This window comes from Hydrogenophaga sp. FG152 (genome assembly GCF_057809615.1).
Map to the genome: position 1 here is coordinate 53326 of NZ_JBMDKH010000011.1, position 26515 is coordinate 79840.

The 26515-nt window shown below is 68.7% G+C and carries 25 protein-coding genes; 17 read left to right on the plus strand and 8 right to left on the minus strand.

Annotated features, from left to right (window positions below):
- Position 1 precedes the first annotated feature (1 nt).
- Positions 2-733 carry a helix-turn-helix domain-containing protein gene (locus ACODTB_RS14450; protein ID WP_291111916.1) on the minus strand — a complete coding sequence of 244 codons (732 nt, stop codon included), beginning with the start codon at positions 731-733 and terminating at the stop codon, positions 2-4.
- Between the two features lie 141 nt (positions 734-874).
- Here ACODTB_RS14450 and ACODTB_RS14455 point away from each other — a divergent pair, with 141 nt between their 5' ends.
- The 5 genes from ACODTB_RS14455 (at position 875) to ACODTB_RS14475 (ending at position 5827) form a co-directional block, all read left to right on the plus strand.
- On the plus strand, positions 875-2830 hold the full coding sequence (locus tag ACODTB_RS14455) for an MFS transporter (RefSeq protein ID WP_291111914.1): 1956 nt from the start codon (positions 875-877) through the stop codon (positions 2828-2830).
- A gap of 127 nt (positions 2831-2957) precedes the next feature.
- On the plus strand, positions 2958-3449 hold the full coding sequence (locus ACODTB_RS14460) for a YiaA/YiaB family inner membrane protein (protein ID WP_291111912.1): 492 nt from the start codon (positions 2958-2960) through the stop codon (positions 3447-3449).
- A 41-nt stretch (positions 3450-3490) separates the two neighbouring features.
- On the plus strand, positions 3491-3946 hold the full coding sequence (locus ACODTB_RS14465; protein WP_291111909.1) for a hypothetical protein: 456 nt from the start codon (positions 3491-3493) through the stop codon (positions 3944-3946).
- Positions 3943-4743, plus strand: a complete 801-nt coding sequence (locus tag ACODTB_RS14470; RefSeq protein WP_291111906.1) for a DUF2145 domain-containing protein — start codon at positions 3943-3945, stop codon at positions 4741-4743. The genes ACODTB_RS14465 and ACODTB_RS14470 overlap by 4 nt, the downstream gene beginning before the upstream one ends.
- A gap of 28 nt (positions 4744-4771) precedes the next feature.
- Positions 4772-5827, plus strand: coding sequence for a serine endopeptidase (locus ACODTB_RS14475; RefSeq protein WP_488929432.1), 1056 nt, complete (start codon positions 4772-4774; stop codon positions 5825-5827).
- On the opposite strand, the gene yiaA is transcribed toward ACODTB_RS14475, so the two are convergent.
- The 4 genes from yiaA to queA form a co-directional block, all read right to left on the minus strand.
- A complete protein-coding gene (gene yiaA / locus ACODTB_RS14480; protein WP_291111901.1) occupies positions 5824-6264 on the minus strand; it encodes an inner membrane protein YiaA in 441 nt (146 codons plus the stop codon). The genes ACODTB_RS14475 and yiaA overlap by 4 nt on opposite strands.
- Before the next feature lie 64 nt (positions 6265-6328).
- Positions 6329-7501 (minus strand): tRNA guanosine(34) transglycosylase Tgt, encoded by a 1173-nt coding sequence (tgt, locus tag ACODTB_RS14485; protein ID WP_291111899.1) that lies wholly within the window; start codon positions 7499-7501, stop codon positions 6329-6331.
- Positions 7502-7526: 25 nt separating this feature from the next.
- Positions 7527-8744: a PQQ-dependent sugar dehydrogenase gene (locus ACODTB_RS14490; RefSeq protein ID WP_291111895.1), complete on the minus strand. Its 1218-nt coding sequence runs from the start codon at positions 8742-8744 to the stop codon at positions 7527-7529.
- Positions 8745-8755: 11 nt separating this feature from the next.
- Positions 8756-9862 carry a tRNA preQ1(34) S-adenosylmethionine ribosyltransferase-isomerase QueA gene (gene queA, locus ACODTB_RS14495; protein ID WP_291111893.1) on the minus strand — a complete coding sequence of 369 codons (1107 nt, stop codon included), beginning with the start codon at positions 9860-9862 and terminating at the stop codon, positions 8756-8758.
- A 70-nt stretch (positions 9863-9932) separates the two neighbouring features.
- Between queA and recG the strand changes: the two genes are divergently transcribed.
- Genes recG through ubiA form a run of 4 tightly spaced genes read left to right on the plus strand, consistent with a single transcriptional unit; the run spans position 9933 to position 14466 of the window.
- Positions 9933-12029, plus strand: coding sequence for an ATP-dependent DNA helicase RecG (gene recG, locus ACODTB_RS14500; protein WP_291111890.1), 2097 nt, complete (start codon positions 9933-9935; stop codon positions 12027-12029).
- A 55-nt stretch (positions 12030-12084) separates the two neighbouring features.
- A complete protein-coding gene (locus tag ACODTB_RS14505) occupies positions 12085-13044 on the plus strand; it encodes a hydrogen peroxide-inducible genes activator (RefSeq protein WP_291111887.1) in 960 nt (319 codons plus the stop codon).
- Between the two features lie 35 nt (positions 13045-13079).
- Positions 13080-13583, plus strand: coding sequence for a Dps family protein (locus ACODTB_RS14510; RefSeq protein ID WP_291111885.1), 504 nt, complete (start codon positions 13080-13082; stop codon positions 13581-13583).
- Positions 13584-13593: 10 nt separating this feature from the next.
- Positions 13594-14466 carry a 4-hydroxybenzoate octaprenyltransferase gene (gene ubiA / locus ACODTB_RS14515; protein WP_291111882.1) on the plus strand — a complete coding sequence of 291 codons (873 nt, stop codon included), beginning with the start codon at positions 13594-13596 and terminating at the stop codon, positions 14464-14466.
- A 287-nt stretch (positions 14467-14753) separates the two neighbouring features.
- Here the strand turns inward: ubiA and proC are convergent, their stop codons facing one another.
- The 3 genes from proC to ACODTB_RS14530 all read right to left on the minus strand — a co-directional run bounded on the left by proC (position 14754) and on the right by ACODTB_RS14530 (position 17952).
- Positions 14754-15581, minus strand: a complete 828-nt coding sequence (gene proC, locus ACODTB_RS14520; RefSeq protein ID WP_291111879.1) for a pyrroline-5-carboxylate reductase — start codon at positions 15579-15581, stop codon at positions 14754-14756.
- A 68-nt stretch (positions 15582-15649) separates the two neighbouring features.
- Positions 15650-17143 carry a glycerol kinase GlpK gene (gene glpK, locus ACODTB_RS14525; RefSeq protein WP_291111876.1) on the minus strand — a complete coding sequence of 498 codons (1494 nt, stop codon included), beginning with the start codon at positions 17141-17143 and terminating at the stop codon, positions 15650-15652.
- A 26-nt stretch (positions 17144-17169) separates the two neighbouring features.
- Positions 17170-17952, minus strand: a complete 783-nt coding sequence (locus ACODTB_RS14530) for a DeoR/GlpR family DNA-binding transcription regulator (protein ID WP_488929433.1) — start codon at positions 17950-17952, stop codon at positions 17170-17172.
- Between the two features lie 165 nt (positions 17953-18117).
- Here ACODTB_RS14530 and ACODTB_RS14535 point away from each other — a divergent pair, with 165 nt between their 5' ends.
- The 8 genes from ACODTB_RS14535 (at position 18118) to rplN (ending at position 26514) form a co-directional block, all read left to right on the plus strand.
- Complete coding sequence (locus ACODTB_RS14535; protein WP_291111871.1) at positions 18118-19194, plus strand: ABC transporter ATP-binding protein; 1077 nt, start codon at positions 18118-18120, stop codon at positions 19192-19194.
- Entirely contained in the window at positions 19194-20270 is a 1077-nt protein-coding gene (locus ACODTB_RS14540; RefSeq protein WP_291111869.1) for an ABC transporter ATP-binding protein, read from the plus strand. Before ACODTB_RS14535 ends, ACODTB_RS14540 begins: the two co-directional genes overlap by 1 nt.
- Positions 20267-21160 carry a carbohydrate ABC transporter permease gene (locus ACODTB_RS14545; protein WP_291111866.1) on the plus strand — a complete coding sequence of 298 codons (894 nt, stop codon included), beginning with the start codon at positions 20267-20269 and terminating at the stop codon, positions 21158-21160. Before ACODTB_RS14540 ends, ACODTB_RS14545 begins: the two co-directional genes overlap by 4 nt.
- A gap of 71 nt (positions 21161-21231) precedes the next feature.
- Positions 21232-22044, plus strand: a complete 813-nt coding sequence (locus tag ACODTB_RS14550) for a carbohydrate ABC transporter permease (RefSeq protein WP_291111864.1) — start codon at positions 21232-21234, stop codon at positions 22042-22044.
- A 127-nt stretch (positions 22045-22171) separates the two neighbouring features.
- Entirely contained in the window at positions 22172-22480 is a 309-nt protein-coding gene (locus ACODTB_RS14555) for a DUF2160 domain-containing protein (protein WP_291111861.1), read from the plus strand.
- A 95-nt stretch (positions 22481-22575) separates the two neighbouring features.
- Entirely contained in the window at positions 22576-24309 is a 1734-nt protein-coding gene (locus ACODTB_RS14560; RefSeq protein WP_291111859.1) for an ABC transporter substrate-binding protein, read from the plus strand.
- A 69-nt stretch (positions 24310-24378) separates the two neighbouring features.
- Positions 24379-25995 (plus strand): glycerol-3-phosphate dehydrogenase/oxidase, encoded by a 1617-nt coding sequence (locus ACODTB_RS14565; RefSeq protein WP_488929434.1) that lies wholly within the window; start codon positions 24379-24381, stop codon positions 25993-25995.
- Between the two features lie 150 nt (positions 25996-26145).
- Positions 26146-26514, plus strand: a complete 369-nt coding sequence (gene rplN / locus ACODTB_RS14570; RefSeq protein ID WP_009514936.1) for a 50S ribosomal protein L14 — start codon at positions 26146-26148, stop codon at positions 26512-26514.
- Position 26515 lies beyond the last annotated feature (1 nt).

A 26515-nucleotide genomic window follows, 5' to 3' on the forward strand; every position in this document is an offset into this window, starting at 1 on the left:
CTCAGCGCCGCAACTGGGTGAACGCCTCGAACTCCCAGCTGCGCATGGCCAACACGAGCGTGTAGCCCTCGCGGTCCTTCTCGCTGAGCTTCTGGTCGGTCTGGTGCTGCTGCGCGAAGTCCTGCGCCACGCGCTGAAGGCGCTCCAGGAAGGCCGGCGCCAGCGTGCGGCTGACCGAGCCGTGCACCAGCATCACGCCTTCGCCGCTGCCGTCGAAACCGCCCGCGAAATAGTCCAGCAGCGCGTGCTCGCGGAAGTAGTTCATCACCGGCCCGTGCGGTCGCCAGCGGAAGGTCTTGGCCAGCTTGAGGCGGTAGCGGTTGAGCGGGCGCAGTTCGATGATGCCGATGCGGTCGAGCTGCGCCAGGTACTTCACGCACTCGGCCTCGCTCAGCCGGTACTGGGCGGTCATCTGCTCCAGCGTCCACTGGCTGAGCACGCAGATGGCGACGAGCAGCAGTTTCTTGTCGGCCACCACCGCGCGTTCCTGCTCCTGCGATATCTCGCGCAGCAGGGGCTGGTTGTCGGCCACGCGCCGCGACAGCTCGGCGAAGTCCAGCTTCAAGGCGCGGCAGATCTCGTCCACGCGCGAGAGCGACATGTCGCCGCCGGCCAGCATGCGTTTGACGCTGGACTCCGCCATGCCGATGGCCTGCGCGAGATCGGCGTAGGTCATCTGCGCGGCCTTCAGTTCCTTCTTGAGCGCGAGAACGAGGTCAGCGGTGGTGCTCATGGGGTCGATGGGTATCGGTATTCGGTACTTGAGGTTCGGTCTGGATCGACTGTATCGGAAAGTGATGCCGTATGGGGTGGGGAGCATCACATTGCGCCGTGCGGCAGAATCCGCCGCACAAGTCCACAGGAGGAGATCCGCATGAGCCCATCCACCGCCACGTCCGCCGTGGCCCATCCGTCGCACGCCCCGGCCCACGAAGGCGGCCAGTTCGCGCTGCTCGGCCAGCGCCGCTTCGCGCCCTTCTTCTGGACGCAGTTCCTCGGCGCGGCGAACGACAACCTGTTCAAGTTCGCCTTCACCGTGCTGGTGACCTACCAGCTGCAGGTGGCCTGGCTGCCGCCCACCCTGGCCGGGCTGGTGATCGGCGCCCTGTTCATCCTGCCTTTCCTGCTGTTCTCGGCCACCAGCGGCCAGCTCGCCGACAAATACGACAAGAAGACGCTGATCGTCTTCGTGAAACGGCTGGAGGTGCTCATCATGGCCCTGGCCGCGTGGGCCTTCTTCAGCACGAACATCGTGCTGCTGCTGGCCTGCACCTTCCTCATGGGTCTGCATTCCACGCTGTTCGGCCCGGTGAAGTTCGCCTACCTGCCGCACCACCTGGGCGAGCGCGAGCTCACCGGCGGCAACGGCATGGTGGAGATGGGCACCTTCGTGGCCATCCTGTTGGGCAACCTGGCCGGCGGGCTGATCATCGCCGTGCCCGAGATCGGCGCGCACCACGTCGGCTTCAGCTGCGTGGCCCTGGCCATCCTGGGCCGCGTCACGTCGCACTACGTGCCCGCCACGCCCGCCACCGACCCCGGCCTGAAGATCAACTGGAACCCCTTCACCGAGACCTGGCGCAACCTGAAACTCGCGCACGGCAACACGGTGGTGTTCCGCTCGGTGCTGGGCATCAGCTGGATGTGGTTCTTCGGCGCCGTCTTCCTGAGCCAGTTCCCGAGCTTCGCCAAGGAGGTGCTGCACGGCAACGAGCAGGTGGCCTCGCTGCTGCTCATCGTGTTCTCGGTCGGCATCGGCACCGGCTCGCTGCTGTGCGAGGTGCTCTCGCGCCGGCACGTGGAAATCGGCCTCGTGCCGCTCGGCGCCATCGGCATGAGCGTGTTCGCCATTGACCTGTACTTCGCCTCGCGCGGCCTGCCGCCGGTGGCCAGCCAGGGCGTGGCCGAGTTCATGGCGGTGCCGGGCCACTGGCGCGTGCTGGCCGACCTGACCCTGCTCAGCCTGTTCGCCGGCCTGTACAGCGTGCCGATGTACGCGCTGATCCAGATGCGCAGCCAGCCCACGCACCGCGCGCGCATCATCGCGGCCAACAACATCCTCAACGCGCTGTTCATGATCGCCAGCGCGCTGATTGCCGGGGCGCTGCTGGGTGCGGGCTTCACGATCCCGCAGATGTTCCTGCTGGTGGGCCTGGCCAACGCGGTGGTGGCGTTCTACATCTTCATGCTGGTGCCTGAGTACCTGTTGCGCTTCGTGGCCTGGGTGGCTTCGCGCTGCGTGTACCGCTTCAAGGTCACGGGCGACATGCACATCCCCACCGACGGCGCGGCCGTGATCGTCTGCAACCACGTGAGCTTTGTCGACGCGGTGCTGCTCATGGCCGCGAGCCCGCGCCCGATCCGCTTCCTGATGGACCACCGCATCTTCCGCGTGCCGGTGCTGGGCGCGCTGTTCCGGCTGGCCAAGGCGATTCCGATCGCGCCGCAGAAGGAAGACGCGGCGGCCTACGAGGCCGCGTTCGAGGCCGCCGCCGCCGTGCTGCGCGAGGGCGAGCTGCTGGCCATCTTCCCCGAAGGCGGCATCACGGCCGACGGCCAGCTGCAGCCCTTCAAGGGTGGCGTGATGAAGATCCTCGAGCGCGCCGAGGCCGACGGCCTGCAGGTGCCGGTGATCCCGATGGCGCTGACCAACCTCTGGGGCTCCTTCTTCAGCCGGGTCGAGGTGCGCCACGGCGAGAAGACCGCCATGGTCCGTCCGTTCCGGCGCGGCCTGTTCAACCGTGTCGGGCTGAACGTGGGCGAACCGATGCCACCCTCGGCCGTGGCGCCCGAGGCCTTGCAGGCGCGGGTCGCCCAGCTGCTGCGCTGATTTCGCCAGCGGGTATCGCCATGCGATACCCGCTCAGCCATTTTTCGATACAGGTCGAGTTTCCCTGGTCTTTTGAAGGGGCGCCGCAGCACCATCGCGGCTCCTCAACAACCCCAAGGGTTTTCACATGGCCTCGAACCGTTCTTCCCTCATCGTGATGCGCGACACCCGTGCCTGGCAACTGCAGGTGTGGGTGTCGTTCGGTGTCGCCGTCTTCCTGTGCGCCACCGGCCTGGCCTGGCTGCCCGGGCAGTCGCTGGACCGCGCGTTCATGGTGATGGGCTACGTGTTCTGTCTCTCGACCGTGTTCGTGCTGTCCAAGGCGGTGCGCGATGGCCAGAAGGCCGCGCTCAGCGGTGAAGCCGAAACGCCGATGTGGCGCATCGTGGTCTGGGGCGGTTTTGCCGTCGCCATGGGCCTGACCGGTTGGGGCCTGATGCGCATGGAGATCAACGACACCTACCGCGCCTATCTGGGGGTGAGCTGGCTCTACCTCGTCACCTCGGCGTTCACGCTGGCCAAGACCCTGCGCGACCGCCACGAGGCCGACCTGAGCGAGGCCCAGATTCGCGGCCGCCAGCAGGCGATGCAGGAACGCACCGCCGGCACCGCCGAATGAACCGATCCATCCCTTCTTTTCTTGTCCAGCCGGAGCCTTCCATGAACACGTTCAAACTGAAATCGGTGTCGCTGCTCGCCAGCGCCTGCCTGGCCTTGTCCCTGGCCAGCGCCCCGGTCCGGGCGCAGAGTGAGGCCTCGGCCGCGCTGTCCCTGTTGCCGGTGGCCTCCGTGGCCGCCACCGCCTCGGCGGGCGCGGCGGCTGTCAGTGTGCTGCCGGTGGCGTTCTCCACCGCCGGTGCGGTGCTGGTGGTGAAGACGGTGGAGAGCACCGCGCGCGGCACGGTGTATGTGCTGGAACGCGCTTCCGACGGCGCCCGCGCCAGCGTGGAGGTTGCCGGCCGCGCGGCCTCGGGCGTGGTGGTCGGCGTGGGCACCGTGGTGGCGGTCAGCGTGATCGGCACCGGCGTGCTGCTCTCGGCGGCCGGCGAGGTGCTGGCCTTCGTTCCCAACGAGCTGGGCCGCGCCCTGCTGCACAACGAACGGGTGACGCCATGAAGGCCGCGCTGCGTTTCGCTTGCGGATGCGCTGCCGCGTTGATGTTCACGGCGGTGGCCCACGCCGGCCGCTCCTGCGAACAGAAACCGCTCACTGCGCACACCATCGAGCAGGGCATGGCGCTGGCGCAGCGCACCGCGCAGGCGCTGGACGCCGAGCACGCCCGCAGCGGCGCGCGCGTGGTGGTGCTGGCCCGCGCCGGGCAGGACCTGAGCAAGTACCAGCTGCGCTACTCGCACCTGGGCTGGGCCTACAAGACGGCGCAAGGGCCCTGGCGCGTGCTGCACAAGCTCAACCAGTGCGGCACCGCCACTGGCGACCTGTACCGCCAGGGCCTGGGCGAGTTTTTCCTGGACGACCTGTGGCGCCAGGAGGCCGCCTGGGTGGTGCCGGCGCCGGCCCTGCAGGCGCCGCTGTTCGAGCTGTTGAACGACCCCCGGCGTTCCGTGGCCCTGCACGCGCGGCCCTACAACCTGGTGAGCTACGCCTGGGGTCAACGTTACCAGCAGTCCAACCAGTGGGCGATCGAAACCCTGGCGATGGCGGCCGAAAGCGGTGTCGGCACGCGCGAACAGGCCCAGGCCTGGCTGCGGTTCAAGGGCTACCAGCCGACCCCGCTCAAGCTGGGCGCGTTCACGCGGCTCGGCGCGCGCGCCGGCACGGCCAACGTGGCCTTCGACGACCACCCGAACGAGAAGCGGTTTGCCGACCGCATCGAGACCGTGACGGTGGACTCGGTGTTCGAATGGCTGGCGCGCAGCGGCATGGCGTCCGCGCCGCAGGCGCTGGCTTTGTGAAACGATGCGGCTTTCTGGAGGACTGAACATGGGCAAGGCATTGCGTTGGTCGGAGAAGTGGTTCCACCGGGGCCTCTGGCTGGTGGCCTTCGTGTTCGCATGGTTCCTGGTGGGGCTGGGCAGCACCATCGTGGGCGACCTGCCGCAGGTCGAGCAGCAGCGCACGCTCGACGATTTTCTGGACCCGCAGCGCGCGCCACAGGTCCGGCTGGTCATCGAGACCGCGCAACGCAGGGCGCGCGAGGCCCAGGACGCGCTCGATCAGGCGCAGCTTCAACACCAGGCCGCGCAGGCCAACCACCGCGCGGCACGCGACACCTTCGGCAACTGGCTGAACACCCGCCTGGCCACGCAGCGGCCCGAGCAGGACCCGGAGCTGATCGAGCGCACGCGCCAGCTCGACGGTTACCGCCAGGCCGAGCGCGAGGCGCTCGCGGCGGTGGAGTCACAACGTCAGGCAGCGCTTGACGCGCGGCAGGTGCAGCAGCGGGCCCAGGCCGAGCTGCAGCAGATGCAGGAAGACGCCCAGCAGTCCTACGAGTCGGCCCAGCGCGCGCAGGAGTTGCGCGTGTTCCTTTACCGCCTGGCGCTCACGCTGCCCCTGCTGGTGGCGGCGGGCTGGCTGTTCGCGAAGCAGCGCAAGAGCACCTACTGGCCTTTCGTGTGGGGCTTCATCTTTTTCGCGCTGTTCGCGTTCTTCGTCGAGCTCGTGCCCTACCTGCCGAGCTATGGCGGTTATGTGCGCTACATCGTGGGCATCGTGCTCACCGTGATCGGCGGGCGCTATGCCATCCAGGCGCTGCAGCGCTACCTGGAGCGCCAGCAGCAGGCCGAGGCCTTGCCCGACCGGCAGCGCCGCCAGGAGCTGGACTACGACCTCGCGCAGACCCGCCTGGCCAAGGGGGTGTGCCCGGGCTGCGAGCGCGCGGTGGACCTGAAGGACCCGAAGAACGACTTCTGCCCGCACTGCGGCATGGGACTGTACAACCACTGCACGGCCTGCCAGGCGCGCAAGAGCGCGTTCGCGCGGTACTGCTATTCGTGTGGGGAACCGGCGGCGCGCGCGGAGCCGCCGAAGGCTTAGCGCACCGTGGGGATTTCGTCGTCGATGGGCGTTTCGGTCTTGAACTGGGCCGCGTCGCGGATGTTCTTCTGCACCGTGACCGAACCGAACAACGAGAGCAGGAAGGCCATGGCGTAGAAGCCCTTTTCGCTGTTGGCCAGCGTGGCGTTCCACAGGCCCACGGTCAGCAGCAGCACGGCCAGGCCCAGCGACAGCCAGCACAGGCCGTAGTAGATGCCGGTCACGGGAATGCCTTCGAGCCGGTCGCGCACGGACTTCTGCAGCGAGACGGCCGAGAACAGCCCGTACATCAGCAGCGTGAAGTAGTAGCCCTTCTCGTTGAGCTGCATCTGGGCGTTCCACAGACCCGAGAGGTACGTGATGGCGCCGACCAGCATGGCGGCCCAGGCGGCCGCCACGAAGGCGCCCGTGGGCTTCTGGATGTGTTGTCTGGGCATGGAATCCTCCTCCTTGGTGTTGGATTCGCCACTGTAGTGGATTCGGCGCCCCGGGCGCCCTGCGCTAGACCCCGCGCGCGCGGTCGGCCTTGAACTTCGCCTGGAAGGCGCTGAAGGTGCCGGCGTCCAGCGCCTCGCGCACCTCGCGCATGAGGTTCAGGTAGTAGTGCAGGTTGTGGATGGTGGTCAGCATGGGGCCGAGCATTTCGCCGCAGCGGTCCAGGTGGTGCAGGTAGGCGCGGCTGAAGCCGTCGCGCCCGCCGTCGGCCCAGCTCACGCCGCTCTGGCCCGCGCAGGCGTGGCAGGTGCAGGTGGCGTCCAGCGGCTGGTGGTCGGTCTTGTGGCGCGCGTTGCGGATCTTCAGGTCGCCAAAGCGCGTGAACAGCGTGCCGTTGCGCGCGTTGCGCGTGGGCATGACGCAGTCGAACATGTCCACGCCGTCGGCCACGCCCTGCACCAGGTCTTCAGGCGTGCCCACGCCCATGAGGTAACGCGGCTTGTGCGCGGGCAGGCGGTGCGGCGTGTGCGCCATGATCTGCAGCATCTGCTCCTTGGGCTCGCCCACGCTCACGCCGCCGATGGCGTAACCAGGGAAGTCCATGGCCACCAGCGCGTCCAGCGACTCCTGGCGCAGGTGCTCGAACATGCCGCCCTGCACGATGCCGAACAGCGCGTTGGGGTTCTCCAGCCGCGCGAACTCGTCCTGCGAGCGCTTGGCCCAGCGCAGGCTCATCTCCATGCTCTTGCGCGCCTCGGTCTCGGTGGTGAGGTGCCCGTTCGTCTCGTACGGCGTGCATTCGTCGAGCTGCATCACGATGTCGCTGTTCAGCCCGGTCTGGATCTGCATGCTGACCTCGGGCGACATGAACAGCTTGTCGCCGTTGACGGGCGAGGCGAAGGTCACGCCTTCCTCGGTGATCTTGCGCATGGCGCCGAGCGACCAGACCTGGAAGCCGCCCGAGTCGGTGAGGATGGGTTTGTGCCATTGCTCGAAGGCGTGCAGGCCGCCGAAGCTTTGCATCACCTCGCGGCCCGGGCGCATCCAGAGATGGAAGGTGTTGCCCAGGATGATCTGCGCGCCCATGTCGTGCAGGCTTTGCGGCATCACGCCCTTGACGGTGCCGTAGGTGCCCACGGGCATGAAGATGGGGGTCTGCACCACGCCGTGGTTGAGCGTGAGGCGGCCGCGGCGCGCGTGGCTGTTCGGGTCGGTGGTGAGCAGGTCGAACTGGAGCATGGTGGGTCTCTTGTGGGACGGGTGTTCAGGGTGGGCTGGGCGCGATCACGATCACGCTGCGGTTGCGGTCCTCGACGATCCACAGGCGGCCTTCGGCATCGAGGGCGATGCCGGCGGGGGTGCCCAGCGGGCGCACGCCCGCCTGGGCGTGCCAGCCGCTCACGAGGTCTTCGCGCGCGCCGCCAGGGCGGCCGTGTTCGTCGAGCCGCCAGGCCACGACGCGGTGGCCGCCCGTGCGGTAGCCATGCCAGACGGCGAGCAGGCGGCCGGCGAACGGCCCGGTGGTGAGGGCCTGGGGCGCACTGAGCAGCTGCAGCGGGGCCACGTGCGCCGGCCAGGCCGTGTGGGGCGCCGTGTGCGTGGCGCAGCGCGCCCGGCCTTCGTAGCCGCGCGCTGGCACGGCCTTGCCGCGCGCATCGCTCACGCAGTAGGGCCAGCCGTAGGACGCGCCGTCCTTCAGCTCGTTGAGTTCCTCGGCGGGCAGTGCCGCGTCGGTGTAGTCCACCGAGTTCTCGGCCTGCCACAGGCGCACCGCGCCGTCGCGCGCGGTCGTGCTGGCCAGGCCGAGCGAGTTGCGCAGGCCGGTGGCCAGGGGCTGGAAGCTCTGCAGGGCGAAGTCAGCACCGCCGAAGCGGGCCACGTAGACCGCGGCGCGCGGCTGCGGGCCGGTGAGTTCGGGGCAGGGGTGGGGCTGTTGCTGGTCGTCGCCCCGGCAGGCGTCGGTGACCGAGCCCAGGTTGACCAGCAGGCGGCCATCGGGCGTGAAGGCCAGTTCCTTGAGGGGGTGCGCGCCGCCGGTGGGCAGGCCGGTGATCACGTCCTGCCGCTGCACCGCGTCGCCCACGGGCGTGCGCCACACGGTGCCGGCTTCGCCGATGTAGACGCGGCCGTCCGGCCCCAGGGCCAGGCCGTGCGGGCGGTCCAGGCCGCTGGCGAGCACGCGCACGCGCCCGGCCTCGCCGCGCGCGAGGTCGGTGCGCAGCTCCAGCAGGCGGCCTCGGCGCGGCTCCCAGTTGCCCATGTCGACGATCCAGAAGCGGTGCGGCGCCACGGCCAGCAGGCGGCGCGGCATGCGCAGGCCATCGCGCGCATCGGCCACCAGGCCCGCGCACCAGCCATCGGGCACCTTCAACGCGATGCCCGGGTGGCCGTCGCAACGGCCCTTGGCCGCATACAGGGGCTGGGCGGCCGGCGCGGCGGGTGGCAGCAGCAGGGCGAGCAGGGCCAGGAGAAGGGGGCGCATGGTGGGGGGCCTCAGGCGCGGCGCAGCAGCATGGCGTCGCCATAGCTGAAGAAGCGGTAGCGCCTGGCGATGGCGTGTTCGTACAGCGCGCGGATGCGGTCGTAGCCGGCGAAGGCGCTGACCAGCATCATCAGCGTGGACTGCGGCAGGTGGAAGTTGGTCACCATCAGGTCCACCACGCGGAAGCCGAAGCCCGGGGTGATGAAGATGTTGGTGTCGCCCTGCGTCTCGTTCGAGCGCGCCCAGCTCTCCAGCGTGCGCACGGTGGTGGTGCCGACCGCCACCACGCGCCCGCCGCGCGCGCGGCAATCGCCGATGGCTTGCAGCGTCTCTGGGGGAATGGCGTAGCGCTCGTGGTGCATCACGTGGTCTTCGATGCGGCCGGCCTTCATGGGCGCGAAGGTGCCCGCGCCCACGTGCAGGGTGACGCTGGCGCGGCGCACGCCGCGCGCTTCGAGCGCGGCCAGCACGGCCTCGTCGAAGTGCAGGGCGGCGGTGGGCGCGGCCACCGCGCCGGGCACGCGCGCGAACACCGTCTGGTAGCGGCGCTCGTCGTCGGCCTCGTCGGCGTGGGTGATGTAGGGTGGCAGCGGCACGTGGCCGTGGCGCGCCATCAGCTCGTAGGGCGTTTCTCCGGCCGGGCCGTGCAGGCGGAAGCGGAACAGCTGGCCCTGCTCGTCGGGCCAGCGGCCGAGAAAGACCGCGTCGAACCCGCCGCCCGTCAGGCCGCCGGCCATGTGCAGGCGGCCGCCGGGCCGGGGCTTCTTGCTCACGCGCAGGTGGGCCACCACCTCGTGCGCCGTGCCGTCGCTGGCCTCGTCCGGCAGCAACACGCGCTCGATCAGCATTTCCAGCTGGCCGCCGCTGGCCTTCTGGCCAAAGAGGCGCGCCTTGACGACCTGGGTGTCGTTGAACACCAGCAGGTCGCCGTCGTTCAACAGGGCGGGCAAGTCGCGGAACACGCGGTCCACCGGCGCGGGGCCGGTGCCGTCGAGCAGGCGCGAGGCGCTGCGCTCGGGTGCGGGGTGCTGGGCGATCAGCTCGGGGGGGAGGGGGAAGTCGAAGTCGGCGACGGTGAAAGGGCGCGCGACGGTGTCGGGGAAGGAAGAAGCGGTCATGCTGCTTGAGGGCCGAACAAGGCCCGTGCCAAGTGAAAGGGTGGGGTTGGGAACCGGGCAGAATTGTCCCATGCCCGACGCCACCCCTGCCCGCAAGCCCCTGTCTGCCCCTCAGAAGGCCTTGCACAAGCTCGGGTTGGTGCGCGACATCGACCTGGCCTTGCACCTGCCCCTGCGCTACGAAGACGAGACCCGCATCGTCACCCTGCGCGGCGCGCGCGACGGTCAGCTGGCGCAGATCGAAGGCACGGTGACGAACAGCGAGATCAGTTTTCGCCCGCGCCGCCAGCTGCTGGTGACGCTGGACGACGGCACCGACACCTGCACGCTGCGCTTCTTCACCTTCTACCCGGCGCACCAGAAGACGCTGGCGGTGGGTGAGCGGGTGCGGGTGCGCGGCGAGCTGCGCGGCGGCTTCCTGGGCTGGACCATGGTGCACCCGGCGTTCCACGCGGCCGGTGGCGAGCTGCCCGACGCGCTCACCCCCGTCTACCCCACCAGCGCGCAGCTGCCGCAGGCCTACCTCCGCAAGGCCGTGGCCAGCGGCCTCAAGCGCGCCGACCTGAGCGAGACCTTGCCGCCCGCGCTGCTGGGCGGCCTGCAGGCCGTGGTGCGCGGCACCTGGACCTTGCGCGATGCGCTGCAGTACCTGCACCACCCGGGGGCGGACGTGTCGATCGACGCGCTCGAAGACCGCAGCCACCCGGCCTGGCAGCGCCTCAAGGCCGAAGAGCTGCTGGCGCAGCAACTCTCGCAGTTCACGGCCAAGCAGGAGCGCGCCGCCTTGCGCGCGCCGGCCCTGCGCGCCGCGCCGGGCGGCCTGCACGAGCAGCTGCTGGGCACGCTGCCGTTCGCGCTCACCGCCGCGCAGCGCCGCGTGGGCGAGGAGATCGCGCGCGACCTGCTGCGCCAGGTGCCCATGCACCGCCTGCTGCAGGGCGACGTGGGCTCGGGCAAGACGGTGGTGGCCGCGCTGGCCGCCGCCATCGCCATCGACGCGGGCTGGCAGTGCGCGCTGATGGCGCCGACCGAGATCCTCGCGGAGCAGCACTTCGCCAAGCTCATCGGCTGGCTGGAGCCCTTGCTCGCGCCCCTGGGCAAGCGCGTGGCCTGGCTCACCGGCAGCCAGAAGAAAAAGCAGCGTGGCGAGATGCTGGCCCTCATCGCCAGCGGCGAGGCCGCGCTGGTGGTGGGCACGCACGCCGTCATCCAGGACCAGGTGGTGTTCAGGAGTCTCGCGCTGGCCATCATCGACGAGCAGCACCGCTTCGGCGTGGCGCAGCGGCTGGCGCTGCGCAGCAAGGTGGGCGTGGCGGAGGACGGCACCGAGCAGGAGCCGCACCTGTTGATGATGACGGCCACACCGATTCCGCGCACCCTGGCCATGAGTTACTACGCCGACCTCGATGTCTCCACCATCGACGAACTGCCGCCCGGGCGCACGCCCATCGTCACCAAGGTGGTGGCCGACAGCCGCCGCGCCGAGGTGATCGAGCGCATCCGCAGCCAGGTGGCGCAGGGGCGGCAGGTGTACTGGGTCTGCCCGCTGATCGAGGAGAGCGAGGCGATCGATCTCTCGAACGCCACCGCCACGCATGCGGAGCTGTCGCAGGCCCTGCCGGGGGTGCTCGTTGGTCTGCTGCACTCGCGCATGCCCGTGGCGGAGAAGAAGGCCGTGATGTCGCTCTTCACCGGGGGGCAGATGGGCGTGCTGGTCTCCACCACGGTGATCGAGGTCGGGGTGGACGTGCCCAACGCCTCGCTGATGGTGATCGAACACGCCGAGCGATTCGGGCTCTCGCAACTGCACCAGCTGCGTGGGCGCGTGGGGCGCGGCGCGGCGGCCTCGGCCTGTGTGCTGATGTACACGCCGCCCGATGGCGGGCGCCTGGGCGAGACCGCGCGCGAGCGCCTGAAGGCCATGGCCGACACCAGCGACGGCTTCGAGATCGCGCGCCGCGACCTGGAGATCCGCGGCCCGGGCGAGTTCCTGGGCGCTCGCCAGTCGGGTGCGCCGCTGCTGCGCTTTGCCGACCTGGCGACCGACACCCACCTGCTCGACTGGGCGCGCGAGGCCGCGCCGGTGATGCTCACCCAGTACCCGGCGGCGGCGGAAAAACACATTGCCCGCTGGCTCGGCGGCAAGGCCGAGTACCTGAAAGCCTGAGTGAATGGCTGAGGCGCCCTGCACGCCGCGGGCCACGGGCGCAAAATAGCACCCCATGACGCTCACCGAACTCAAGTACATCGTGGCCGTGGCGAGGGAGAGGCATTTTGGCAAGGCCGCCGAGGCCTGCTATGTGTCGCAGCCCACGCTGTCGGTGGCCATCAAGAAGCTGGAAGAGGAACTCGAGCTCAAGATCTTCGAGCGCAACGCCACCGAGATCGCGGTGACGCCGCTGGGCGAGGAGATCGTGCGCCAGGCGCAGACCGTGCTGGAGCAGGCCGCCGCCATCAAGGAGATCGCCAAGCGCGGCAAGGACCCGCTGGCCGGGCCGCTGCGGTTGGGCGTGATCTACACCATCGGCCCCTACCTGCTGCCCGACCTGGTGCGCCACGTCATCGACCGCACGCCGCAGATGCCACTGATGCTGCAGGAGAACTTCACCGTCAAGCTGCTGGAGCAGCTTCGCCTGGGCGAGATCGACTGTGCCATCCTGGCCGAACCCTTTCCCGACACCAACCTCGCGATCGCGCCACTGTACGACGAGCCCTTCCTGGCCGCCGTGCCGCACACGCATCCGCTGGCGAAGCAGGCGCACATCACCAACGAGGAGCTCAAGCGCGAAACCATGCTGCTGCTGGGCACGGGCCACTGCTTCCGCGACCACGTGCTGGAGGTCTGCCCCGAGTTCGCGCGCTTCTCGAACGATGCCGAAGGCATCCGCAAGAGCTTCGAAGGTTCCTCGCTGGAGACCATCAAACACATGGTCGCTGCCGGCATGGGCGTGACGCTGGTGCCGCGCCTTTCGGTGCCTTCGTCCGCGCTGGACGGCGCGACCGCGCCGGGCCAGGACTTCGGCGATTCGTCCTACGTGCGTTACCTGCCGTTCCAGGGCGAGGCGCCCACGCGGCGTGTGGTGCTGGCCTGGCGGCGCAGCTTCACGCGCTACGAGGCCATCGCCGAGCTGCGCAACGCCATCTACGCCTGCGAGCTGCCGGGCGTCAAACGCCTGTCGTAGTTTTTCTTTCCATTCACCATCCGAAGGAGCACACCATGGCCAAACCCCGAGGCACTGTCACCGCACCCGCGATCAACATCGGCATCGGCGAGAAGGACCGCGCCGCCATCGCCAAGGGCCTGTCGCAGCTGCTGGCCGACACCTACACGCTGTACCTGACCACGCACAACTTCCACTGGAACGTGACCGGTCCGATGTTCACGTCGTTGCACACGATGTTCATGACCCAGTACACCGAGCTGTGGAACGCGGTCGATCCAGTGGCCGAGCGCATCCGATCGCTGGGCCACGCGGCGCCGGGCAGCTACGCGCAGTTCGGCAAGCTCAGCTCGGTGCCCGATGTGCCGGCCACGCCGCCCAAGGCGTTGGAGATGGTGCGCATCCTGGTGCAGGGCCACGAAGCGGTGGCGCGCACCGCGCGCCAGCTGTTCCCCGTGGTGGAGAAGGCGGGCGACGAGCCCACCGCCGACCTGCTGACCCAGCGCCTGACGGTGCACGAGCAGACGGCCTGGATGCTGCGCTCCTTGCTTGAGGAGTGAGCCACCCACCATGGTCGCCGCCACGTCTCCCGCTCCGTCGCGCCTCGCGCTGTACCTGGACCTGATCCGCTGGAACCGCCCCGCGGGCTGGCTGCTGCTGCTCTGGCCGTCGCTGGCCGCGCTGTGGGTGGCGGCGGGCGGTTTCCCGGGCTGGCACCTGCTGGCGGTGTTCGTGCTCGGCACCATCCTCATGCGCAGCGCCGGCTGCTGCGTGAACGACGTGGCCGACCGCGACTTCGACCGGCACGTCAAGCGCACCGCGCAGCGCCCGGTCACCTCGGGCAAGGTGTCCACGCGCGAGGCGCTCGCGGTGGGCGCCGTGCTCGCCCTGGCAGCTTTCGGACTGGTGCTGACCACGAACACGCTCACCGTGCTGATGTCGTTCGCCGCGCTGGCGATCACGCTGATCTACCCCTATGCCAAGCGCCATGTGTCGATGCCACAGGCGGTGCTGGGCGTGGCTTTCAGCTTCGGCGTGCCGATGGCGTTCGCGGCGGTGCAGTCGCAGGTGCCGCTGCTGGCCTGGGTGTTGTTGGTGGGGAACCTGTTCTGGGTGTTGGCCTACGACACCGAGTACGCCATGGTGGACCGCGACGACGATCTGCGCATCGGCATGAAGACCTCGGCCATCACGCTGGGCCGGGCCGATGTGCCCGCTGTCACCGGCTTCTACCTGGTGTTCCTGGCGGTCTGGACGGCTGCGCTCTGGCCGGTGGTGAATCCCTGGGTCTGGGGCGCCATGCTGGTGGTGGCGCTGGCCCAGGTGGTCTGGCACTTCACCCTGATCAAGGACCGCACGCGCGACGGTTGCTTCAAGGCCTTCCGCCTCAACCACTGGCTGGGCTTCACCGTATTTGTAGGAGTGGTTCTCGGGTTGCTTTGAGTGCCTTGAGTTTCGATCGTTGAACCTCGCGCGCCGGCGGACGCGGTGTGCTCTGCTCCGCGGCTGTCCCCCGAGTCGGCTTCGCCGCCTCTCCTCCTTTACGCCGCTGCGCAGAGCACACCACGCCCGCCGTCGGAGGAGTGGCTTCTTCGCTCGCTACCTTTCGCTCGTGGATGCGGCGCGCGCTGCGCAGCGGCGTAAAGGGGGAGGCCGGCGCAGCCGGCCGGAGGACAGCCGCGGAGTAGCGTGCGCCGCGTCCACGAGCAGCGAGAGAAACCAGGTAACGCTTACTTCCCGAACTCGCGCCCAAGCTCCTCGGCGCGTTTCTGTGCCGCGAACAGCGCCTCTTCAAACTTCGCTTTCATACCCGCCGCGTCCATCGACGTGAGCGCGGCGTAGGTTGTGCCACCTTTGGAGGTGACACGCTCGCGCAGCGTTTGCGGTGGGTCTTCCGAGCGCTGGGCCAGGGTGGCCGCGCCGACGAAAGTGCCGACCGCGAGCTGGTAAGCGATCTCGGGCGGCAGGCCCATGCGGGTACCCGCGTCGCGCATGGCTTCGAGGAAATAGAACACGTAGGCCGGGCCCGAGCCGGAGAGCGCGGTCACGGCGTCGAGCTGGGCTTCCTGCGCCACCCACACCAGCTCGCCCGTGGTCTTCACCACGGCCTCGACGAGCGCGCGGTCGGCATCGCTGGCGCCCGCGCGGGCGAACAGGCCGGTCATGCCCAGGCCGACCAGGGCCGGCGTGTTGGGCATGGCGCGCACGATGCGCTGCGTCTGCAGCCAGCCGGCCATGCTCTCGCTGGTGATGCCTGCGGCCACGCTCAGGTGCAGCGCGTCTTTCAGGTGCGGTGCGCTGGCCAGCGCGGCTTCCTTGAAGGTCTGCGGCTTCACGGCCCAGACCACCAGGCCCGAGGGCTGGAGCGCAGGGCCGGCGGCCGGCAGCACGCTGACACCGGGGAACTGCTGTGCGAGCTTGGCGCGCTGCTCGTCCCAGGGCTCGACGATCTGCAAGGCGCTGGCGGGGTGGCCCTGGCGGACCAGGCCGCCGACGATGGCGCTGGCCATGTTGCCGCCGCCGATGAAGGTGATGGTGGGGTGGGTAGGCGTATTCATTGTGCCATTGTCGCGCGCCGCCGGTGGCGTGAACTGCCGCGCGCCATCAAGGGGCACCGAGGAGCCGGCTACGCAGCCACTGTTTGCCTCACCGCGCGCTCCCACTGCGCCATCTTCTCGGCCGCGCGCTCGCGCGAAAGCGTGGGATGGAAGGTGCGTTCGGCGCGCCATTGTTTCGAGAGCTCGTCCAGCCCGCCGTACACGCCGCTGTGCAGGCCGGCCAGGTAGGCCGCGCCGAGTGCCGTGGTTTCGATCACCGCCGGCCGCACCACCGGAATGCCGAGCAAATCGGCCTGGATCTGCATCAGCAGGTTGTTCGCGCAGGCGCCGCCGTCCACCCGCAGCTCGCTTACCGGCACGCCGCCAGCGGCCACGGCGTCGCGGCTCATGGCGTCGAGCAACGCCGCGCTCTGAAAGGCGATGCTCTCCAGCGCGGCGCGCGCGATGTGGGCCATGGTGGTGCCGCGCGTGAGCCCGGTGATGCTGCCGCGCGCCTCGGGCTGCCAGTAGGGCGCGCCCAGGCCGGTGAAGGCCGGCACCAGCACCACGCCGCCGGCGTCGGGCACGCTTTCCGCGAGTGCCTGCACCTCGCTGCTGGACGGGATCGCCTTCAGGCCGTCGCGCAGCCACTGCACCACGGCACCACCGATGAACACACTGCCTTCCAGCGCGTACTGCGGCGCACCGGCCGGTTGCGCGGTGGCGGTGGTGATGAGGCCGTTCTCGCTGACCTGGAAGCGCTCGCCGGTGTGCATCAGCATGAAGCAACCGGTGCCGTAGGTGTTCTTGGCCATGCCGGCGCTGAAACAGGCCTGGCCGAACAGGGCGCTCTGCTGGTCGCCGGCCACGCCGCCGATCTCCAGCGGTGCGCCCAGCCACTCGGCCTTCAGGCGGCCGAAGTGCGCGCTGGAGGGCAGGGCCTCGGGCATCAGGCCCCGGGGCACGTCGAGCAGGGCGAGCAGCTCGTCATCCCACTCGCGCGTGTGCACATTGAAGAGCATGGTGCGCGAGGCGTTGCTCACGTCGGTGACGTGGCGCTCGCCACCGGTCAGTTGCCAGATCAGCCAGCTGTCCACGGTGCCGAAGGCGAGTTCGCCGCGCTCGGCCTGCGCGCGCACGCCGGGCACGTGGTCCAGGATCCACTTGAGCTTGGTGCCGGAGAAATAGGCGTCGATGCGCAGCCCGGTCTTCTGCAGCACGGTATCGCTGGCGCCGCGTTCGCGCAGCTCGGCGCAGGTGTTCTCGGCGCGGCGGTCCTGCCAGACGATGGCGTTGTACACGGGTTCGCCGGTCTGGCGGTTCCACACCAGCGTGGTCTCGCGCTGGTTGGTGATGCCCACGGCCTGGATCTGGTCGGCGCGCAGTTTGGCCTGCTTCAAGGCCTCGCGCGCAGTCTCCAGCTGCGTCTGCCACAGGTCGCGCGGGTCGTGCTCGACCCAGCCCGGCTGCGGGTAGATCTGGCGGAACTCGCGCTGCGCCATGGTGACCACGCGGCCCTGGCGGTCGAACACGATGCTGCGCGAGCTGGAGGTGCCCTGGTCGAGGGCGAGCAGGTAGGTCATGGCGTCTTCCGGGAGAACAGTGTTGGTCAGGCGTTGTCGGTGCCGATGCCGGCGCGCACGCACTCGACGTTGGCCTGGGCCAGCAGTTCGTCGAACGGCGGCGGGGGCGCCAGGTCGGTGAAGACCACGTCGATGTCGTCCAGCCGCGCGAGCTCCACCATGGCGGGGCGGTTGAACTTGCTGTGGTCGGCGGCGAGCCAGACCTCGCGCGACTGCTCGACGATGGCGCGCGCCACCTTCACCTCGCGGTAGTCGAAGTCGCGCAGCGTGCCATCGGCCTCGATGCCGCTGATGCCGATCAGGCCGATGTCGACCCGGAACTGGCGCATGAAGTCCACCGTGGCCTCGCCCACGATGCCCTGGTCGGCGCCGCGCACCAGGCCGCCGGCCACGATCACCTCGCAGTCGGGGTTGGTGCTCATGAGCGAGGCGATGTGCAGGTTGTTGGTGATCACGCGCAGGCCGCGGTGGTGCTGCAGCTCGCGCGCCACCGCTTCGATGGTGGTGCCGATGTTCATGATCAGCGAGCAGCCGTTGGGCACGCGCCGGGCCACGGCGCGCGCGATGCGCGTCTTGGCGTCCGCCTGCATGGCCTGGCGCTGGCGGTAGGCGATGTTCTCGGTGGTCGAACCCGGTTGCCGCACCCCGCCGTGAAAACGCGACAGCAGGCCCGCCTCGGCCAGGCGCTGCACGTCGCGGCGCACGGTCTGCAGCGTGACGCCGAAGCGCTCGGCCAGGGCCTCGATGGTCTGCGGACCGTGGGCGCGCACTTCGTCGAGCAGCTGGGTGTGGCGGGGGTTCAGGTTCATCGGGCAGCGGGGCGTGGGTGAAAAGGCCACCCGAACATAACGGAATTCCCGGAGGCGCCTTCTCAGGGTAAGTACCGAATAAAAAGGAACATAAACGAACAACATAATCGGTAAAACGAATCGCCACCTGCTTTCGGGTGTGCGCTTTTTCACACTGGGACTCGAATGCAGCTGTCACTGGAGCACGTGGGCAAGACCGTGGGGCCAACCGCCCATCTCTATCCCCTGAGCCTGAACCTGGCCCCGAGGGAGGTGACGGTGTTGCTGGGCGCCACCCAGGCCGGCAAGACCAGCCTGATGCGTGTGATGGCCGGGCTGGACACGGCCACCGTCGGCCGGGTGCTGGCCGATGGGGTGGACGTGACGCGGGTGCCGGTGCGCCAGCGCAACGTGGCCATGGTCTACCAGCAGTTCGTCAACTACCCCTCGATGACGGTGGCGCAGAACATCGCCTCGCCCATGCGCCTGCGCGGCGAGCGCAACGTGGACCCGCGCGTGCGCGAGCTGGCCGCGCGCCTGCACATCGAACCCTTTCTCGACCGCCTGCCGGCCGAGCTCTCGGGCGGCCAGCAGCAGCGCGTGGCGCTGGCGCGGGCCCTGGCCAAGCAGGCGCCGCTGATGCTGTTCGACGAACCCCTGGTGAACCTGGACTACAAGCTGCGCGAGGAACTGCGCGAGGAACTCACCCACCTGTTCGCCACCAGCGACTCCACCGTGGTCTACGCCACCACCGAGCCGGGCGAGGCCCTGCTGCTCGGGGGCCACACGGCGGTGATGGACGCGGGTGAGCTGCTGCAATACGGCCCCACGGCCGAGGTGTTCCATGCGCCCAAGAGCATTCGCGTGGCGCGCGCCTTCAGCGACCCGCCGATGAACCTGATGGCTGCCGAGGCGGTCGCGGGCGGTGTGCGCGTGGCCGGCGGCGAGGTCTGGCCCCTGGCCCTGCCGGCCGACGCGCCCGCGCGGCTCACGCTCGGCCTGCGCGCCGGCGGCCTGCGGGTGGTGCAGCGGCCCGGCGACGTGGCGGTGCCCGGGCGCGTGGAGCTGGCCGAGATCGCGGGGTCGGACACGTTCGTGCACGTGCACACGGCCGTGGGCGAGCTGGTGGCCCAGCTCACCGGCGTGCACGACTGCCCGCTGGGCGATCCCATCACGCTGTACCTGCGGCCCGATCAGCTGTTCGTCTTCGATGCCGAGGGCCCGCTGGTGCAAGCCCCGGCGCGCGCGGGGAGGGCGGGCTGATGGCACGCATCGAACTCGACCTGGCGCACGCCTACCGGCCGAACCCCAAGGCGGACGAGGACTACGCGCTGCTGCCGCTGCAGATGACTTTCGAGGACGGCGGCGCCTACGCGCTGCTCGGCCCCTCTGGTTGCGGCAAGACCACCATGCTCAACATCATCTCGGGCCTGCTCGCGCCGTCGCAAGGCACGGTGCGCTTCAACGGCGTGGACGTGACGCGCCAGAGCCCGCAGCAGCGCAACATCGCCCAGGTGTTCCAGTTCCCGGTGATCTACGACACCATGACCGTGGCGCAGAACCTCGCTTTCCCCTTGCGCAACCGCAAGGTGCCCGAGGCCGAGATCAAAGACCGCGTGGGCCGCATCGCCGAGATGCTGGAGATGAGCCACCAGCTCGACCAGCGCGCGGCCGGCCTGTCCGCCGACCAGAAGCAGAAGATCTCGCTGGGCCGGGGCCTGGTGCGTTCGGACGTGTCGGCCGTGCTGTTCGACGAGCCGCTGACCGTGATCGACCCGCACCTGAAATGGCAGCTGCGGCGCAAGCTCAAGCAGATCCACCACGAACTCAAGCTCACGCTGATCTACGTGACGCACGACCAGGTGGAGGCGCTGACCTTCGCCGACGAGGTGGTGGTGATGACGCGCGGCCGCGCGGTGCAGGTGGGCGCGGCCGCGGCGCTGTTCGAGCGGCCGGCGCACACCTTCGTGGGTCACTTCATCGGCTCGCCCGGCATGAACTTCCTGCCCGCGACCAGCGTGCGCGGAGGCGTGGTGGTGCTGGAGCACCCGCTGGCGCTCACCAACGGCCAGGTGCTGCCCGAAGGGCCGGTCAAGCTCGGCATCCGCCCCGAGTACCTGGCGATCGGCCAGGCGGGCGAGCCCGACACGCTGCCCGCGACGGTCACGCGCGTGCAGGACATCGGCACCTACGTGATGGTGACCTGCGAGGCGGGCGAGCACCGCCTCAAGTGCCGGCTGGCGCCCGAAGCTACCGCGCCCGGGGTGGGAGAGACCGTGCACCTGCGCGTGCTGGGCCGGCACACCTGTTTCTACAAGGACGAGGTACTCATCGCATGAGCACAACCACCAAACCCGTGAACCAGAAGGCCTGGTGGCTGGTGCTGCCGGTGATTCTCTGCGTGGCCTTCTCGGCCGTGCTGCCGCTGATGACGGTGGTGAACTACTCGGTGCAGGACGTGCTCTCGCCCGACCGGCGCGTGTTCGTGGGCACCGAGTGGTTCGCCGCCGTGATGCGCGATGAAGAACTGCACCTGGCGCTGTGGCGGCAGATCCAGTTCTCGCTGGCGGTGCTGCTGGTGGAGATCCCGTTGGGCATCGCACTGGCGCTGTCCATGCCGGCGCAGGGCTGGAAGTCCTCGGCCGTGCTGGTGCTGGTGGCGCTGTCGCTGCTGATCCCGTGGAACGTGGTCGGCACCATCTGGCAGATCTTCGGCCGCGCCGATATCGGCCTCATGGGCTACTTCCTGCAGTGGGCCGGCATGGACTACAGCTACACCGGCAACCCGGTGCACGCGTGGTGGACGGTGCTGATCATGGACGTGTGGCACTGGACGCCGCTGGTCGCGCTGCTGGCCTTCGCGGGCCTGCGCAGCATCCCCGACGCCTACTACCAGGCCGCCAGCATCGACGGCGCGAGCAAGTGGGCCGTGTTCCGCTACATCCAGCTGCCCAAGATGCGCGGCGTGCTGATGATCGCGGTGCTGCTGCGCTTCATGGACAGCTTCATGATCTACACCGAGCCCTTCGTGCTCACTGGCGGCGGCCCCGGCAACGCCACCACTTTCCTCTCGCAGTACCTCACCACCAAGGCGGTCGGCCAGTTCGACCTCGGCCCGGCGGCGGCGTTCTCGCTGATCTATTTCCTCATCATCCTGCTGTTCTGCTTCGTGCTCTACAACTGGATGCAGAGCCTGGGCACGTCGGAGAAGGAGCAGGGCCATGGATGATTTTTCGCCGAGCCGCCTCAAGAAAAATTGCTCCCCCCCGGGGGGATGGCGCGCAGCGCCAAGGGGGCTCCATGGATAAGCGGCGTTTCAGGAAGAGGACGCTGTTCCTCATCGCCTACCTGGTCTTCGCGCTATTGCCCATCTACTGGATGGTCAACATGAGCTTCAAGACCAACCAGGAAATCCTCTCGTCCTTCACGCTGTGGCCGGCCGAGTTCACCTGGGCCAACTACCGGACCATCTTCACCGACCCATCCTGGTACTCGGGCTACATCAACAGCCTGATCTACGTCGGCATCAACACCGTGATCTCGCTGGTGGTGGCGCTGCCGGCGGCCTACGCGTTCTCGCGCTACCGCTTCCTGGGCGACAAGCACGTGTTCTTCTGGCTGCTCACCAACCGCATGACGCCGCCGGCCGTGTTCCTGCTGCCCTTCTTCCAGCTCTACACCACGCTGGGCCTGATGGACACGCACATCGCCGTGGCGATGGCGCACCTGCTGTTCAACGTGCCGCTGGCGGTTTGGATTCTCGAAGGCTTCATGAGCGGCATCCCGCGCGAGATCGACGAGACGGCCTACATCGATGGCTACAGCTTCCCGCGCTTCTTCTTCACCATCTTCCTGCCGCTGATCAAGGCCGGCGTGGGGGTGGCGGCGTTCTTCTGCTTCATGTTCAGCTGGGTCGAGCTGCTGCTGGCGCGCACGCTCACCAGCGTGAACGCCAAGCCCATCGTGGCGACGATGACGCGCACCGTGAGCGCCAGCGGCATGGACTGGGCCACGCTGGCCGCGGCCGGCGTGCTCACCATCGTGCCGGGCGCGATCGTCATCTGGTTTGTGCGGCACTACATCGCGAAGGGCTTCGCGATGGGCCGCGTCTGAGAAAAGGAGAGCAAGTCATGCCACATCGAGACCCACAGTTCCAGCAAACGCCGCAGGACTGGCTTTGCCAGGCTGCTGGCGTTGCCCCCCTGCGGGGGGTGCGCCGCAGGCGCGCGGGGGGATAGCCATGTTCCAGTGGATGGTCTGGACCACACCCGTGGCCGTGTTCTTCACCTGCATCGCGCTCATGCTCGCGGGCATGACCCTGTGGGAGGTCAAGGCGCCGACGATCGAGCGCAAGGGCTTCCTGCCCATGGTCACCTCGCGCGGCGACCGCCTGTTCATCGGCCTGCTCGGCGCGGCCTACATCAACCTCGCCTTCATCGGCCTGGCGGGCTGGTTCGCCCAGTGGTTCTCGCTGGAGCAGGAACCCAGCATCTGGATCGCCTTCGTGCTCTCCATGGGCTGGCTGCTGCTGGTGATGCGCAAGGGCTGACCGAGCCGGTTTTCTTTCCTGTGGATTCGGCCCAATGCTTCCCCGGGGCCGAGATCTCTCACACACCGGGGAAGCACACCGCTAGAGGAGACGACATGAAATTGCGACACACCACCCTGGCCCTGGCCGCTTTGCTGGCCATGGGTGCCTTGCCCGCGTGGGCCGACGAGGCCGCCGCCAAGAAGTGGATCGACAGCGAGTTCCAGCCTTCGACCCTCACCAAGGCCCAGCAGGCGGCCGAGATGAAGTGGTTCATCGACGCGGCCGCCAAGCTCAAGGCCAAAGGCGTGAAAGAGATTTCGGTGGTGTCGGAGACCATCACCACGCACGAGTACGAGAGCAAGACGCTGGCCAAGGCCTTCGCCGAGATCACCGGCATCACCGTCAAGCACGACCTGATCCAGGAAGGCGATGTGGTCGAGAAGCTGCAGACCTCCATGCAGTCGGGCAAGTCGATCTACGACGGCTGGATCAGCGACTCCGACCTGATCGGCACGCACTACCGCTACGGCAAGATGATGAACCTGACCGACTACATGGCCGGCAAGGGCAAGGAGTTCACCAACCCGGGCCTGGACATCAAGGACTTCATCGGCACCAGCTTCACCACCGCGCCCGACAAGAAGCTCTACCAGCTGCCCGATCAGCAGTTCGCCAACCTTTACTGGTTCCGCGCCGACCTGTTCGACCGCAAGGACCTGAAGGACAAGTTCAAGGCCAAGTACGGCTACGACCTGGGCGTGCCGCTCAACTGGAGCGCCTACGAAGACATCGCCGAGTTCTTCACCAACGACGTCAAGACCATCGACGGCAAGCCGATCTACGGCCACATGGACTACGGCAAGAAGGACCCGTCGCTGGGCTGGCGCTTCACCGACGCCTGGCTGTCCATGGCCGGCACCGCCGACATCGGTATCCCCAATGGCAAGCCGGTGGACGAATGGGGCATCCGCGCCTCGGCCGACGGCTGCAACCCGCAGGGCGCGAGCGTCTCGCGCGGTGGCGCCACCAACTCGCCGGCCGCCGTGTACGCCCTCACCAAGTACATCGACTGGATGAAGAAGTACGCGCCCAAGGAGGCCACCGGCATGACCTTCGGCGAAGCCGGCCCGGTGCCCGCGCAGGGCCAGATCGCGCAGCAGATCTTCTGGTACACCGCCTTCACCGCCGACATGACCAAACCCGGGCTGCCGGTGGTGAATGCCGACGGCACGCCCAAGTGGCGCATGGCACCCGGCCCGAACGGCCCGTACTGGAAGCAGGGCATGCAGAACGGCTACCAGGACGTGGGTTCGTGGTCGTTCTTCAACGGCCACGACGAGAACAAGACCGCCGCCGCCTGGCTGTACGCACAGTTCGTGACCGCCAAGACCACCTCGTTGAAGAAGACCATCGTGGGTCTGACCCCGATCCGCGAGAGCGACATCCAGAGCAAGGCCATGACCGACCTCGCGCCCAAGCTGGGCGGCCTGGTCGAGTTCTACCGCAGCCCGGCCCGCGTGGCCTGGACGCCCACCGGCACCAACGTGCCGGACTACCCCAAGCTCGCGCAGCTCTGGTGGCAGAACGTGGCCCAGGCCGTGACCGGCGAGAAGACGCCCCAGGCCGCGATGGACAACCTGGCCGAGCAGATGGACCAGGTCATGAGCCGCCTGGAGCGCGCCGGCATGGAGCGCTGCGCGCCCAAGCTCAACCCCAAGGGCGATCCCAACAAGTACCTGAGCGACAAGGCCGCGCCCTGGAAGAAGCTGGCCAATGAAAAGCCCAAGGGAGAGACCATCGCCTACGACCAGCTGCTCAACGCATGGAAGAATGGCAAGGTCCGCTGATGTGATGCATCGGCTTTTGTAGCAACCGTCCTCCGCACCGCCTGGGTGCGGAGGACCATCCACTCCCCCATGAAACGCGCAGAACTGCTTGAATCGCTGTCCCGCCATGGCGTGTACGACCTCGCGGTGGTCGGTGGCGGGGCCACGGGCCTGGGGGTGGCGCTCGATGCGGCGCTGCGCGGTTTCTCCGTGGTGCTGCTGGAGTCGCACGACTTCGCCGGTGGCACCTCGTCGCGCTCCACCAAGCTGCTGCACGGCGGCGTGCGTTACCTGGCGCAGGGCAACCTGGCCCTGGTGCGCGAAGCGCTGGCCGAGCGTGCCACGGTGCTGCGCATCGCGCCGCACCTGGCGCAGCCGCTGCCCTTCGTCATGCCGTCCTATCGATGGTGGCAGACCCCTTTCTATGGCCTTGGCCTCAAGCTGTACGACCTGCTGGCCGGCGGCGCGGGCCTGGGCCGCACCGAATTCCTCAACCGGGCGCAGGCGCTGCAGGCCCTGCCCGGCGTCAAGCCCGATGGCCTGCGGGGCGGGGTGAAGTACTGGGACGGCCAGTTTGACGACGCCCGCCTGGCGCTGGCACTGGCGCGCAGCGCCGAGGCGGCGGGCGCCCGTGTGCTGAACTACGCCGAGGTCACGGCCGTGCGCCAGCTCGCAGGCGCCGATCGGCCGATGTCGGTGCTGGACGTGACCGATCGGCGCGGCGGCGGCACCTTCCAGTTGCAGGCCCGCTGCGTGGTCAACGCCACGGGCGTCTGGGTGGACGCCCTGCGCGACCGCACCCAGCCGCCGGTGAACCAGGGCGGCACGCCCTCCCACATGGTCAGCCCCAGCCAGGGGGTGCACGTGGTGGTGGACCGCGACTTCCTGCCCGGCGGCCACGCGCTGCTTGTGCCCAAGACCCGCGATGGCCGGGTGCTGTTCGCCGTGCCCTGGCTCGGCAAGCTGGTGCTGGGCACGACCGACACCCCCCGCCGCGACCTGCCGCGCGAACCGGACGCCTTCGCCGAAGAGCTGGAATTCATCCTCAGCGAAGCCAGCCAGGCGCTGAGCCGGCCGGTGCGCCGCGCGGACATCCGAAGCCTCTGGGTCGGCCTGCGGCCCCTGGTGGCGGCGCCCGAGGCGGCCGAGGGCGGCACCAAGGTGTTGTCGCGCGAACACACCATCGTGGTGGACGCCAATGGCCTGGTCACCGTCACCGGCGGCAAATGGACCACCTACCGCGCCATGGCCGAGGACGTGCTGGAGCGCTGCTTCGCCGGCCGCCTGCTGCCACACCGCGCCGGTGGCCAGAGCGCCGGCCATGTGCTGCTGGGTGCCGAGGCCACCGCCAGCCCGGTCACGCCTCTGTATGCGCCACCCGGTCTTCACTTGTATGGGACCGAAGCCCCGCAGGTGGGGGCCTGCCCGGGGCAGGCGAACCTGCTGGGTGCCGGATTGACCGAGGCCATGGTGCGCTATGCCGCCCGCTTCGAGTACGCCCAGACCGTGGAGGATGTGCTGGCCCGGCGCTGGCGCGTGCTGTTCCTGGATGCCGCCGAGGCCGCCCGCCTGGCGCCCGCCGTGGCGGCGATCCTGGCCGAAGAGCTGTCCGGCGACCCGGAACTGGCGGCTTTCCAGGCCCTGTGCGACCGGTATCTGCCGGTTTCTGCATCCCCAGTTGACGCGCCAGCCGCATCCATGCCATAATTCGCGGCTTCGCTTGAAAAGGCGAAGAGCTATCTGCCCACCGAAGGGGGTGAGCCGGGTGCAATGCCCGGCAAGCCTTCAACGACGGGCCCAAGACTGATCACTCCCGGCCGTGGTGGCTGGGGGGATTCAAGTTGGGACTTAAATCAAATGATTCAAACGCAATCTCGACTCGATGTTGCTGACAACACGGGCGCGAAGTCCGTGATGTGCATCAAGGTGCTCGGCGGCTCCAAGCGTCGTTACGCCAGTGTGGGCGACGTCATCAAAGTCAGCATCAAGGAAGCAGCGCCCCGTGGCCGCGTCAAAAAAGGCGAGGTTTACAACGCTGTGGTGGTCCGCACCGCCAAGGGCATCCGTCGTCAGGACGGCGCCCTGATCAAATTCGACGGCAACGCAGCAGTGTTGCTCAACGCCAAGCTGGAGCCCATCGGCACCCGCATCTTCGGACCGGTCACGCGCGAACTGCGCACCGAGAAGTTCATGAAGATCGTGTCGCTGGCGCCCGAGGTTCTCTGAG